The organism is Staphylococcus hominis subsp. hominis (genome assembly GCF_002901845.1).
GTDB lineage: Bacteria > Bacillota > Bacilli > Staphylococcales > Staphylococcaceae > Staphylococcus > Staphylococcus hominis.
In genome coordinates this window covers 161,585-174,432 of sequence record NZ_PPQE01000028.1, presented here as the reverse complement: position 1 = coordinate 174,432, position 12,848 = coordinate 161,585, and the positions used below count along the sequence as shown (strand labels likewise).

General features: G+C 32.7%; 12 protein-coding genes and 1 tRNA gene. 6 read left to right on the top strand and 7 right to left on the bottom strand.

The window, feature by feature from the left end:
- Positions 1-159: 159 nt before the first annotated feature.
- Positions 160-840 (top strand): M15 family metallopeptidase, encoded by a 681-nt coding sequence (locus CD034_RS08035; protein WP_002449285.1) that lies wholly within the window; start codon positions 160-162, stop codon positions 838-840.
- Positions 841-953: 113 nt separating this feature from the next.
- Here the strand turns inward: CD034_RS08035 and CD034_RS08030 are convergent, their stop codons facing one another.
- The 4 genes from CD034_RS08030 to panB form a co-directional block, all read right to left on the bottom strand.
- Positions 954-1,550 carry a hypothetical protein gene (locus tag CD034_RS08030; RefSeq protein ID WP_103288276.1) on the bottom strand — a complete coding sequence of 199 codons (597 nt, stop codon included), beginning with the start codon at positions 1,548-1,550 and terminating at the stop codon, positions 954-956.
- A gap of 149 nt (positions 1,551-1,699) precedes the next feature.
- A complete protein-coding gene (gene panD / locus CD034_RS08025) occupies positions 1,700-2,083 on the bottom strand; it encodes an aspartate 1-decarboxylase (RefSeq protein ID WP_049417501.1) in 384 nt (127 codons plus the stop codon).
- A gap of 5 nt (positions 2,084-2,088) precedes the next feature.
- Positions 2,089-2,940: a pantoate--beta-alanine ligase gene (panC, locus tag CD034_RS08020; protein WP_103288275.1), complete on the bottom strand. Its 852-nt coding sequence runs from the start codon at positions 2,938-2,940 to the stop codon at positions 2,089-2,091.
- Positions 2,924-3,751: a 3-methyl-2-oxobutanoate hydroxymethyltransferase gene (panB, locus tag CD034_RS08015; RefSeq protein ID WP_049417505.1), complete on the bottom strand. Its 828-nt coding sequence runs from the start codon at positions 3,749-3,751 to the stop codon at positions 2,924-2,926. Before panB ends, panC begins: the two co-directional genes overlap by 17 nt.
- An 82-nt stretch (positions 3,752-3,833) precedes the next feature.
- Here panB and CD034_RS08010 point away from each other — a divergent pair, with 82 nt between their 5' ends.
- Together CD034_RS08010 and CD034_RS08005 are read left to right on the top strand one after the other, a co-directional pair.
- Complete coding sequence (locus CD034_RS08010; protein WP_065580995.1) at positions 3,834-4,688, top strand: oxidoreductase; 855 nt, start codon at positions 3,834-3,836, stop codon at positions 4,686-4,688.
- A 118-nt stretch (positions 4,689-4,806) separates the two neighbouring features.
- Positions 4,807-5,682, top strand: a complete 876-nt coding sequence (locus CD034_RS08005; RefSeq protein WP_002454622.1) for a helix-turn-helix transcriptional regulator — start codon at positions 4,807-4,809, stop codon at positions 5,680-5,682.
- 26 nt (positions 5,683-5,708) lie between these two features.
- Here the strand turns inward: CD034_RS08005 and CD034_RS08000 are convergent, their stop codons facing one another.
- Entirely contained in the window at positions 5,709-6,632 is a 924-nt protein-coding gene (locus CD034_RS08000) for a hypothetical protein (protein ID WP_103288274.1), read from the bottom strand.
- Positions 6,633-6,753: 121 nt separating this feature from the next.
- Complete coding sequence (locus CD034_RS07995; protein ID WP_103288273.1) at positions 6,754-7,626, bottom strand: trypsin-like serine peptidase; 873 nt, start codon at positions 7,624-7,626, stop codon at positions 6,754-6,756.
- Between the two features lie 218 nt (positions 7,627-7,844).
- Between CD034_RS07995 and CD034_RS07990 the strand changes: the two genes are divergently transcribed.
- From CD034_RS07990 to lip, 3 genes are all read left to right on the top strand, one after another.
- A tRNA-Lys gene (locus CD034_RS07990) sits at positions 7,845-7,935 on the top strand.
- Between the two features lie 152 nt (positions 7,936-8,087).
- Positions 8,088-9,599, top strand: a complete 1,512-nt coding sequence (locus CD034_RS07985; protein ID WP_049417556.1) for an MFS transporter — start codon at positions 8,088-8,090, stop codon at positions 9,597-9,599.
- A 393-nt stretch (positions 9,600-9,992) separates the two neighbouring features.
- The gene (gene lip / locus CD034_RS07980) at positions 9,993-12,260 is read left to right on the top strand and encodes a YSIRK-targeted triacylglycerol lipase (protein WP_103288272.1); all 2,268 of its coding nucleotides are present in this window, start codon (positions 9,993-9,995) and stop codon (positions 12,258-12,260) included.
- Positions 12,261-12,476: 216 nt separating this feature from the next.
- On the opposite strand, the gene CD034_RS07975 is transcribed toward lip, so the two are convergent.
- Positions 12,477-12,770, bottom strand: a complete 294-nt coding sequence (locus CD034_RS07975; RefSeq protein ID WP_002449192.1) for a hypothetical protein — start codon at positions 12,768-12,770, stop codon at positions 12,477-12,479.
- Positions 12,771-12,848: the final 78 nt, after the last annotated feature.

Below are 12,848 nucleotides of genomic sequence, written 5' to 3'. Positions count from 1 at the left end.
CATTATTTATACATTATTTGAAGGGGAAGATAAATATAAATTTTGTTAAAATACCACTTTTTCATAAAAGTTGTGTCTTATATAATTAAAAAACTATGTTACACTGTGTACAATGTTTCATTATTGTTTATAGCAATTAAAATTTAAAGGAGTTTAAGCATGAAAAAATTCTCTGCAATCTTAATAACAAGCGCTTTATTACTTTCAGCTTGCTCACATAGTAATGATAATAATGGTAAAAATGAAAATAATACTAAACAAACATCTCAACCTAATAAAAGTGATGACAATCAACAAAGACATACAAAAGTCATTAAAAACGGTCGTACGTATGTCGATGGTGTCTTAATTGTAAACAAAGATATCGGTCTTCCTTCAAATTATAATCCTGGTGAAGATCCAAAAGCCCAACAAGCTTTACAACAATTATTTAGTGCTGCACAAAAAGATGGCATTCAATTATACAAAATGAGTGGTTACAGAAGTTATCCTACTCAAGTACAACTATACAATCGCTACGTTGCACGTGATGGTAAAAAAGCTGCAGATAAGTATAGCGCACGTCCTGGCTACTCAGAACATCAAACAGGTCTTACATTTGACATCGGTGGCGTTAATTCAGATAAAAACTTATATGCAAGTTTCGGAAAAACAAAAGAAGGTCAATGGATTGCGAAAAACGCCCATAAATACGGCTTTATTGTGAGATATCCTAAAGGAAAAGAAAAAATTACTGGTTATCAATACGAACCATGGCATTTACGTTATTTAGGAAAAGATACTGCAACCAAAGTATATCAATCCGGTAAAACATTAGAAGAATATGTAGGATTAAAATAATTGATTCATCAAGAAACTTATTACAAAAAACCATGAGTAGATAAGGCTCACTCATGGTTTTTTTATATGCATCTAAATGTTTCACGTTGGTCTAACTTTAATTTATTGAGTTATTATGAGTGTAATTGTTGATCAATATACTCCCAAACTAGCTTACTGACTTCATTATATTGCTCAACTGTTACTGGCTTATCAGCATAATGGTAAACTGGATCTCCCGATCTATATACATAATTATTGTAATATTTAACTAGCTGATTATAAACTTGATACTCAACTTTTCCATTTTCAGAACGTATCGGACCATCTTGTGATGGTGGCCCTCCATCTTTTTCAATTATTTTTCCATTGTTTCTGTTAATCATAACATGCTGTTTAACAGAACTATTGATTCCAAACAATGGTGTTTCAAAAAATGCTTGATTAGCATTACTTTTATCTTTTCTATAAATCAAATCTTCAGTTGTATAAAAACTACCATTTGCATTAAGTTCATCACTCGCAATTGCTCTCGCCTTATCCAGAGTGATTGTTTTATTTCGTTGTTGCTGATTTCGATTATTATATTGTTGTTGCGTTTGATGTTGCTGCTTTGAAATGTTAGAGTTATCACTTTTGTCATCTTGAACAACGTTAATATTAATATCTTCACACGAGGCTAACAAAAAACTAGAAGACAATATTAAAATAGTTAGTTTCTTAAAATACATTATGTACTTCCTTTATAACAAATTACAAAATAATTGTTTAAAATATTATGTATTAATTTATTTTTAACATTTTGTAATAGTTTATTAAAGAGAAATAAAGAATTTTTTAAATAATAAGTACAAATTTTTTAGCCTACCTGCACTCTTAATTACTTAATTATTGTATTTTCTTTTTCATGTATCATTTGAACAATTTCATTATTCTCGTTCATAATCGCGACTTTAGGTGCATGATCGATTAATTCACGTTCGTCCAACTGTACATAAGTCATAATAATAACTATATCATCGACTTCTACTAAGCGAGAGGCAGCGCCGTTTAGACAAATTTTCCCACTGCCACGTTCGCCTGCAATCACATATGTTTCAAAACGTGCCCCATTATTATTATTGACGATAGCAACCTTTTCATTTGGAAGAATATCAACCGCATCTAAAATATCGGCATCGATCGTAATACTTCCTACATAATTTAAATTGGATTCTGTGACACGTGCTCTATGAATTTTACTATTCATCATTGTTCTAATCATTTTCTTTATTTACTCCCTAAAATAATATTATCTATTAAACGTGCTTTAGAAAATTTGACAGCTAAAGCAATAAAAATTTGACCATTTATTTCATTAACAACTTCAAGTTCAGGATAACTATAAATTGCGACTTCATCGATATGACCACTTGTATGTTCTTGTAAATATGTTTTTATTGCACCAACGAGCATATGACTTCGACGTTCACCTTCTTCATACATGTCTTTGGCTAATGTTAAACTTTTACTTAAATGAACCGCTTCTTTACGTTCTTCATCAGTCAAATACACATTACGAGAACTACGCGCAAGTCCATCGTCTTCACGTACTATATCGACGCCGACAATTTCAATAGGATGATTAAAATCTTTTACCATTTTCTCAATAATTACTAATTGTTGTGCATCTTTTTTACCAAAATAAGCTTTATTAGGAGTTACGATATTAAATAATTTATTCACTACTGTAACGACACCATCAAAATGTCCAGGACGTTGTGGGCCTTCTAAGACTTCCCCTAGACGTCCCACCTTTAATGTGACACCTAATTCATCTGGATACATCTCTTGAGCGGAAGGGTGGAATACATAATCGACATGAATATCTTTAACTAAAGAAACATCCTTATCAATTTGACGAGGATATGCATCATAATCTTCATTAGGTCCAAATTGTAATGGATTTACAAATACACTAATAACTGTCACATCGTTTTCTTCAACTGAACGTCGCATCATACTTAAATGTCCTTCATGAAGTGCACCCATTGTTGGAATGAAACCTATTGATTGACCAGACGCTTTTATGCGTTGTGCGATTGTTTGCATCTCTTTTACAGTATTAATTATTTGTGTCATTTTTATTAACCTCATCTAATACTTTTTTCTTATACGTATGTGCTTCTGCAGGAAATGCTCCCGCTTTCACTTCTTTATCATATTGCTTCATACCATCAATGCCTACAGATAAATCTGCAAACTGTTTTACGAATTTAGCATAACGTTCTACACCATAATTCAACATATCGTGATACACCAATACTTGTCCGTCTGTATCTTTGCCTGCTCCAATACCAATAACTGGAATGTCTAATTGTTTACTAATTAATCCAGCTAAGTCACTTGGAATAGCTTCTAATACTAAAGCCACTGCACCCGCTTCTTGAACGGCATGTGCATCACGAATAAGTTGTTCTGCTGCGTCTTTTGTACCACCTTGTAACTTGTAACCCATAACACCGACACTTTGTGGCATTAAACCAAGATGTGCAACAATTGGAATACCAATTTGTGTCGATTTTTTAATGAAGTCAGTTAAATGGGCACCTTCTGCTTTTAATGCATTCGCATTGGTTTGTTGATATAACGTTATCGCATGATTTAAATCATGTTCCGCACTTACGCCTACCGCTCCGATAGGTAAGTCTACAACGATAAATGTATCATCGGCGCCTCGACGAACAGCTTTACCATGATGAATCATATCATCTAAAGTAACTTGAGTGGTTGTATCATAACCTAAAACTGTCATTCCTAGCGAATCACCCACTAGAATCATATCAATATTGGCTTGTTGCGCTTGTTTTGCACTGGGATAATCGTATGCTGTAACCATTGAAATTTTTGTACCATTTTGCTTCATTTCCATAAGTTTTGACAAATTTTTCATTATTTTATCGATCTCCTATAACATTATCTCAATAATATCACGTATAATTATATGTAATATTTTAAAGAAAGGAAAGTTATAAATGCGTATTGCGATTATTGGACCAGGCGCTGTAGGTACGACGATTGCCTACGAATTACAACAAGTATTACCTCATATCACATTACTTGGAAGAACAAATAAGTCCATTCACTTTCAACCTGCAAATCAACATGTCATTGTTAAAGATATTAAGTCTATGACTAACTCCTTCGATGTTATTATTGTGGCAGTCAAAACGCATCAACTTGAATCTTTAGTTCCAGACTTAAACCGTCTTACTCATGATGAGACAACTATTATCTTAGCTCAAAATGGATATGGTTTGCGTTCAACTTTACCATTTAAACATGTCTACCAAGCTGTGGTCTATATTAGTGGACAGAAAAAAGACGATGAAGTGACCCATTTCAGAGATTCCCGTTTGCATATTCAGCATGATCATCGGACTGAACAACTTAAACGCTATTTAGAATATACTAAAATAGAACTTATATTAGAAGATCACATAGAAACAACGATTTGGTATAAATTACTTGTCAATCTTGGTATTAATTCAATTACTGCATTAGGTGGCAATACTGCACAAATTTTAAAAATTTCGGAAGTCTATCAATTATGCACGCGCTTATTAGAAGAAGGTAAACAAGTCGCTATAGCAGAAGGTATTACATTGCCTGACACGATTGTTGCAGATATTATGCATATCTATGCTGGTTATCCAGATCATATGGGGACAAGTATGTATTATGATGTGATGAATCATCAGCCCCTTGAAGTAGAAGCAATTCAAGGTTTTATTTATCGTAAGGCTAGAACACATCACCTTTCTACCCCATCGTTAGATACAGTTTATGCATTATTACGGTCTCACCATTCTTTATCCATTCAATATTAATGTTAAAATCAATGTTTAACTATTAATATTTTGTCAAATTATATAGTAACAAACTCTATTACAAGCTATATAATTATTTTTAAAAACTTTTTCACTTTAATAAAAGGGAGATATATCTTTGGATAAAGCAACACGTATACTTAATATGTTGACATTATTATTAAATGGTCATGTTGTTACTCAAGAAGACTTAGATCGCTTTACAAATGTCAGCAAAAAATCTATTCAACGTGATATTAATACAATTAATACATTTTTTTATGAAAGTCATTTTTGGAGAAGCAATCATACTAAAATCGTCTATAATTATCAATTAGGCGGTTATGAACTCACACATGATACTACGAACAAACAAAGTCTTGGTGTACTAAGTTTACTCATTAAGTTACAAAGTCTCACACCTATTCTTCATTACGATATTTACAAATTTTTCTTAAATGCGCTGTCGTCTGTCAGAATAGAAGATAAACATATTTTGATGACGATGTTACATCAATTCAAAGTACGTGATGATTTACTTCCTGGAAAACTATTAATGGATCTTCAAAAAGCCATCGTCAATAAACATAGAGTGCGTATTGAAGTAGATCATAACAAAATAACTATTAAACCATTATCTATTTTGTATATGCATTATGATTATTGGTTTACTTACGAATTTCAACATAAAATACATACTGTTTCTTTGAAATCGATATCATCCTTACACGTTCTAGATACAAAATTTTCTAAAGACTTCGCGAATAATGCAGTATTATTTGAAATGAGTACAACCATTTGGAATCAATTTAAACAACAATTTTCAATTAAAGAGATTGTTTCCCGTAATGAAGACACCATTTTGGCATGGGTAAATTGCACGCGATTTGATGCTTATTATATTGCTTATCAACTTGCTCCTCTAGCAAAAATTATTGCTCCAGAATCATATATCGATAGTTTTATTGAGCGTTTAGATGAAATTAAACGTACTTACACAGAAAACAACAGCTGACCATTAAAATCAGCTGTTCCTTTTTATTAATCAATTGGATCTCCATGTTCATCATATTTTGTTACTACACCGTCAGAAGTAACGATATATGAGCCAACTAAATCTCCATTTTCATCTAAAATTGAGAAGCCCCAATCTCCGTTTTCATCTTGTTCTGGTTCTTTATATGTGTACGTATCAGTATCTAATTGATGACCTTCATAATCTTCTACCTTATCAATGACATTTGCACGTGTTACTTTTTCAGTAGATGAAGATGATTCACTAGTTGTATTGTTTGAATCAGTATATGTTTTTCCATTAGTAAAAACGATTTGATTCACAATCTCCTTATAATTAGAATTCTCACCGTATTTCTCAAGTAAGGTATGGAGATCTAATTCATGACCTGTTTGTGAATTTACAAATTGACTGTATGTGCCTGGACTTTGGGTTGCGATAATTGTAACCCTATCGCCTCCTACTCCAATAAGCGTAGAAAATGAGCCTTTAGCAGGCTGAGTAGCATAGAATTTCATATTACTTGGTGCACCCTCTACTCCATTGTCTAATGCTTCTAATTGATACGTATCTATACTTTTTTGTTCGCCGCCACCGTTATAATTCGCAAAATATGAATGATTTCTTAATTCATTTGCAGTAATAGCATAGTCTGACACTGAAGGATCATTTAAAGCTAACGCTACTTTTTCAGCTTGAGATAAGTTGTCGATATTACTATTTGTTTTATTCTCTCGTTGATTGCTATCATTTGAACTTTTATTACTATCTTGTTGGGTATTATTTTTATGATTATCTGAAGTGTTTTTATTTGATGATTGGTTACTTTGTGATGTAGTATGTTCTGATTTTTCACTAGAATTATTGAGCCCAATCATATCTCCTAAATCACAACCTGCAAGTAAAGTTGTCGCCGTTATTGCGCCGATAGCTAAGTAATGTTTCTTCATTTATTTCGCTCCTTTTAAAATAAAAAATATATATTCAACTGACAATATTAAACAGACTCTGTATGTCGTTATGAAAAAGTACACACTTCATTATCTAAAGCATGTACTTTTTTTATATCAATTACTTAATATGTTGACGTACGAAACGACCAGCATATCCTTTAAACGATTCGCCACCAGACATTTCTTGTTTAGCATAAGCATCCGTTGAACCACCCATTAAGTTATATCCATATGTTCTTAAGCCATACATTTTTGTAAATGTACTATTTAACATTGGCGAGCCTGAAGCGCCTGATCTAAAAATATCTTTCGTTTGAATCTCGGTACCATTTGTTGAAAATTGAGTTACACGAAGTTTATTAAAATAGGCTTTTGTGTTGTCGTTATATTGCCATGGATATCCTAATGAATAAAGTGGCGAATTGAATTTCAATTGTTTAATCTCTGAATCCGTTGCAATTTTAACTGGTTTCACATATTTAGACATATTTTGTTTTGTGTGAACCACTGCAATATCATATTGTGGTACTTTAATCACTTCTGTTGCTTGGAAAACATATGGCATACGACTTCCATCACGATTCATTTGAAATTTAATATATTTCGGAGCCGCTGCACGACCATATTGATCATCGATCACGTGTGCATTTGTTACAAATGTATGTGCCCCAATCACTGTTCCTGTTCCCATAGAATCTTGTTTTCTTACAGATGCATCACGAGAGCCTTTTTTCCAGCCGTTTAAATTAGATACACGACCAATCGCCTTTAAATTATTTTGTGAGGCATTTGGATAGCGTTGGATTGAAATACTTCTGTTACTAATTTTTTTCGCTTTTAAATACGCCTGATATGAGCCTCTTTGTATACCGTCATAATAATAGTTGGTTTCTACAGCTTTAGCCTCTTGATGTTGGGCGGAATATCCGATTACACTGGCACCAATAATGACACTCGCTACTAATGATTTACCAAATTTAGATTTTAACATTAATTTGTCCCCTGCTTTCTTCCATTTAGAAATGAATTTGTTTTATGTTTAAAATAAAATATGTACATCAATATTATAAAACAAACAAAGGACAGTATGCGTCTTTTTTATAAAACAATTTATTTTTAACTTTAATGTACATTTATAAATTATTTACATAGAAAATATTTTTCTTTACAAACTTCAAAATATATAGTATAGTATTAAAGTAAAATCTTGGAGGGATACTCAAGCCTGGCTTAAGAGGCTAACCATTTTATGGTTAGTAGGAGCTTTTAGCTCGCGTTGGTTCAAATCCTTCTCCCTCCGCTATCTAAGAAACCTAAGATTAAATTCTTAGGTTTCTTTTTATTTTATATTTTATATATAAGACACTCTTATTTATTTTTCCAATTTATAGGAGTACAATAGTTAAGTTGCGAAATGACGATACACCATATTCATATATCGGAGTGAAAAAAATGGACTTTTGGTCATCTAAAAAAGGAAAAATGCTAGAAATATCAATACTTGGCATACTAACTATCTTCGGCATTGGTTCACAATATTTTTCAAATTTGGCTTATAGTTTAAATCAAGGTATTTTACAAACATCATTTGGTATAGGTTCTCAATATCTCATTATACCTTCTGTGATTGCTAACTTTGCCTTTGCACTTGGCGTGCCACTTGGACATACATTGACACACAAATTCGGGTTTAGACGTAATTTTTTATTCTTTGTAACTCTATTTTTAATCGGCTCGATTATCGGGCTTTTTTCTTTCGACCTAATTATTTTATCTATTGCTAAAGGTTTACAAAGTTTAAGTACCGGCGTCTTATTTTTCACACTTTTACCAAAACTCTTTCTCAACTTCCCTAGACAATACCGCAATGTATTCTTATTAATGGTTATTGTAGGTTTATTTGGCGCAAATGCATTGGGAGGTCTATCAGGTAGTCTATCTTTAGAATTAGATCGTTGGCATTGGATCTTTATTATTAATATTATTTCAGCTATCTTATGTCTTATTTTAGGTTCAATATTCTTAACAAAAGAAGAATATCAACATTCTGAACCTATTCATATTAGTCGTCCTATGATTATTTCATTAGTTCTTAGTACGATTGCTCTTACGCTACCGATGGGGATGCTTACACAAAAAGGGTACGGGTCTCTCTGGGTCTGGCCTATCCTAATTATAGCAATTTTATTCATTGTAAATTTTGTAGTTTTTAATCACGAAGCAAAACATCCATTTGTTCACTTTAAAACGTTATTAACAAAGAAACCACTTGTTGGTGCAACAATGGCTATATCTTCACATTTAGCCTTATTATGTGGTATTGCAGGAATTAATGTGTATATAATTAGAATCTTAAAATTACCTTTCACTATATCTTTACATTTTTATTTATTCTTTTTCATAGGTGTCATTGTGACAGGATTTATTAAAATGTTTATCTATAGTGCAGTAGGAGCTGGTGTTTTAGGCACATTAGGCTCATCAGCATTACTTTATGTCAGTGTTCATTGGATGATTTTACATGATATTGTAAATATTCATTTACTTTATATTCAAGGTTTCCTACTTGGTTTTGGTGCAAGTATGACACTTGTAAGTGGTGCTATGGCAACATTATTAGATGGCGATTTACTTCAAGCTGGTCAGCGTTCTCAAACGATGCACACAATACGTAACTACGCGGCAGCATTTCTTGTTCCAGTGATTGCCTATCTGATTAAATATAATATTCAAAAAGGAACACAATCTGTTTATACAGAAAATATTACAAACACTTCAATTTATATTAAGCGTATAAAAGATATTGCTATTGATGCTGATCATAAAGTATTTCTACTAATGATTATTTTCAATTCGATTATGTTAGTATCATCGATTATCCAAATGTCTCTTGGAAAAGGGAGACGTATTACACCACCTCGTTCGCCTAAAAACCCCGAGTTACATTTGAATATACACAAGTAATGATTTTTAAGGAACAGTTTACTTTATTAGGGTTTCGCTCCTTAGTTTACGATGTTATTACACATTTCAAGTTCATATATCCTTAAAATGTACATTTACTCTATGTAATTGTGACAGATTATTGACAACGCTTTCATATAGCGTTACTATCTATTTACATTCAATAGACAACGTTGATGGTTAAATCTCGTATGTAGCTCTGTTCTACATACGACAATTTTTCGCCATATTTGTAAACGCTTTCTAAATTGTCTGTTAAGAAAGGATGGTTACTTTGGAAAATATTAAAGCGATATTTAGTAAACTTTTCGGATTTATTCCACGTTCAATAATTAATATTTTTATTTAATCTATATATTTTATAACAAAAAACAATTAATAGAGGTGCTATTTATGAAAAAAAGTGAAAACAGATACAGTATTCGTAAATTCAGTGTGGGTGCATCATCCATTTTAGTAGCGACATTGCTATTTATGGGAGGCGGTGCTGCACAGGCAGCAGAAACACATCAGGAAGTGGGAAATCCTGAATCAGCTGTAGCACAATCTATTGGGGATCATAAAAAACAATCTGATAATCAAGAAACACGACAAGACAATGTTCAATCTGACGAACAAGCTACTTCTACATCTCAATCAGTAACTAATGAAAATGAAGCACAACGCTTACATAATGAAAACAAAGCTTCAACTCAAGTTAAAGATAGCACTGATCAATTAAATACTAATGAAGGAACAACTGACAACATTGTAACTCATCAATCTACAAAACATTCAGTAGCTGAAACTGAAGAAACATCAACTACAAAAACATCTTCTGATGACCCTGAATCAGTTTCAACTAAAGAGGAGCAACCTTCTCTTGAAACACAAGAATCGACTAAAAACACAATTCAAAAAGACACACTAGCCTCAGATAAAAAAGATAACACAACTGAAATATCAACTACTAAAAATCAAGCTCACTCTTCAGAAAACGTGACAAATGAAAGTCCGACAGAAGAGAAAACAACAACTCAAACAACGACTGCTGAAACCAACACATCATCTACAAAAGACAATACTTCAAAAACAACTGACAGTCATTCAACAAAAACATCTCAGTCAACACCTCTAACAGAGAGTAAAGAATTAACACCATCAAAAACTCAACAAGATTCAAATGTAAATCAGGATGCAATAAAAAATAATGACGTAGAGGCACCATCTACTGGAAAAACAAACGATACTGTAGACACAACTGAAACAAAACAAACAGTGACAGCTAAACAACCCACAGATCCTGCTGCACCTACAGTGAATACTTTAAACACTAAAGATGAAGCGATCTCAATTGACGGTACAACAAATGAAACTGTTGGACATAAAGATGCTAAAGATCAAAAAAATTCACAGGCTGGCTTAGAGACATTAGCTAATAATGCAGTAGCAACAACAAATAATACATCTCAACAGCAAGGTACGACAGAAACAAAAGATCAAACCAATAAAGTTGCTAAACAAGGTCAATACAAAAACCAAGATCCAATCATTCTTGTTCATGGTTTTAATGGATTTACTGATGATATCAATCCTAATGTTTTATCACATTATTGGGGCGGCGATAAATTAAACATTCGTCAAGATTTAGAACAAAATGGTTATAACGCTTATGAAGCAAGTATCAGTGCATTTGGTAGTAACTATGACCGTGCCGTTGAACTTTATTACTATATTAAAGGTGGTACTGTAGATTATGGTGCTGCACATGCAGAAAGATATGGACATGAACGCTATGGTAAAACATACGAAGGCGTTTATAAAGATTGGCAACCTGGTCAAAAAGTGCATCTAGTTGGTCATAGTATGGGAGGACAAACTGTTCGTCAATTAGAAGAATTATTAAGAAATGGTAGTCAAGAAGAAATTGAATACCAAAAAACACATGGTGGTGACATTTCTCCTTTACTACAAGGTGGACACGATAATATGGTTTCTTCAATTACAACATTAGGCACACCGCATAATGGTACCCACGCTGCAGATGAATTAGGAAATGAAGCACTTGTTCGTCAAGTGGTTTTTGATTTAGGTAAACGATTAGGTAATAAAAATTCACGTGTAGACTTCGGTTTGTCTCAATGGGGTCTAAAACAACAACCTGGTGAAAGCTACATCTCTTACCTTTTACGCGTTAAAAACTCTAAATTATGGCAATCTAAAGATAATGGTTTTTATGATTTAACACGTGATGGCGCGACAGATCTTAACCGCAAAACATCACTTAATCCAAATATCGTTTATAAAACGTATACAGCTGAGGCAACGCATCCGACTTTAATAGGAAAACAAAAAGCAGACTATAATATGTTCTTACCATTCACAGTGACAGGAAATGTGATTGGTAAAGCTACTGAAAAAGAATGGAGAGAAAATGATGGTCTTGTATCTGTGATTTCATCTCAACATCCTTTCAATCAAGCTTATACAGAAGCAACTGATACAAATCAAAAAGGTATTTGGCAAGTAACACCTACTAAACACGACTGGGATCATGTCGATTTTGTAGGTCAAGACAGTACAGATACAAAACGTTCAAGAGAAGAACTACAACAGTTTTGGTATGATTTAGCAGATGATTTAGTTCAAACAGAAGCGCTAACTTCAACTAACGAAGCTTAATATAATTTTTTGCGGAAAGGTGGTTGTCTAATGTCTGGTGATGTCTTTCAATTACTTGGTTCTTTCTTCAGAATAGTTAAAGCATTATTTTTCTAATTTCATATAAATAAAAGCACCTCCGAATGAGATGAAGACATTTTCACTCGTTAGGAAGTGCTTTTTATTATGTAAGATTTGTAAGAACATGATGTCATAAAGTGCTGTAAGTTTTTCAGTCTAGTTAGATGAACGTACATCTACATTATTATCGTTTGACGAGAATGCTTCTTCATTTGCTGAAAGTGTGATCTTTTTAGAGTGGTTAGAAGCTTTGACTTCATGACGTAATGCACTATTCAATCCTAATAAATTATTTGCTTGAGTTTCTTCACTATTGTAGCTTTCTAATCCATTCACAATTTCAGTCGCTAAATATTCACATGCATCTTGATTGTCAACTTCGACTTTTTCATTGATTATTGATTCAATTACTTCAATTAAGTCACATTTTTGAATTTGAATATCAATCATTTGTTCTACTCCCTTAAACTGTCATTAAGCCATTTGATAGGCTTTCTAGTTTATTACCCTGTTTCTAGAAAATGTACA

What these genes read in the sequence shown, in the direction of transcription:
- CD034_RS08035 (WP_002449285.1), top strand. Translation starts at nt 160, where the DNA reads ATGAAAAAATTCTCTGCAATCTTAATAACAAGCGCTTTATTACTTTCA.
- CD034_RS08030 (WP_103288276.1), bottom strand. Translation starts at nt 1,550, where the DNA reads ATGTATTTTAAGAAACTAACTATTTTAATATTGTCTTCTAGTTTTTTG.
- panD (WP_049417501.1), bottom strand. Translation starts at nt 2,083, where the DNA reads ATGATTAGAACAATGATGAATAGTAAAATTCATAGAGCACGTGTCACA.
- panC (WP_103288275.1), bottom strand. Translation starts at nt 2,940, where the DNA reads ATGACACAAATAATTAATACTGTAAAAGAGATGCAAACAATCGCACAA.
- panB (WP_049417505.1), bottom strand. Translation starts at nt 3,751, where the DNA reads ATGAAAAATTTGTCAAAACTTATGGAAATGAAGCAAAATGGTACAAAA.
- CD034_RS08010 (WP_065580995.1), top strand. Translation starts at nt 3,834, where the DNA reads ATGCGTATTGCGATTATTGGACCAGGCGCTGTAGGTACGACGATTGCC.
- CD034_RS08000 (WP_103288274.1), bottom strand. Translation starts at nt 6,632, where the DNA reads ATGAAGAAACATTACTTAGCTATCGGCGCAATAACGGCGACAACTTTA.
- CD034_RS07995 (WP_103288273.1), bottom strand. Translation starts at nt 7,626, where the DNA reads ATGTTAAAATCTAAATTTGGTAAATCATTAGTAGCGAGTGTCATTATT.
- CD034_RS07985 (WP_049417556.1), top strand. Translation starts at nt 8,088, where the DNA reads ATGGACTTTTGGTCATCTAAAAAAGGAAAAATGCTAGAAATATCAATA.
- lip (WP_103288272.1), top strand. Translation starts at nt 9,993, where the DNA reads ATGAAAAAAAGTGAAAACAGATACAGTATTCGTAAATTCAGTGTGGGT.
- CD034_RS07975 (WP_002449192.1), bottom strand. Translation starts at nt 12,770, where the DNA reads ATGATTGATATTCAAATTCAAAAATGTGACTTAATTGAAGTAATTGAA.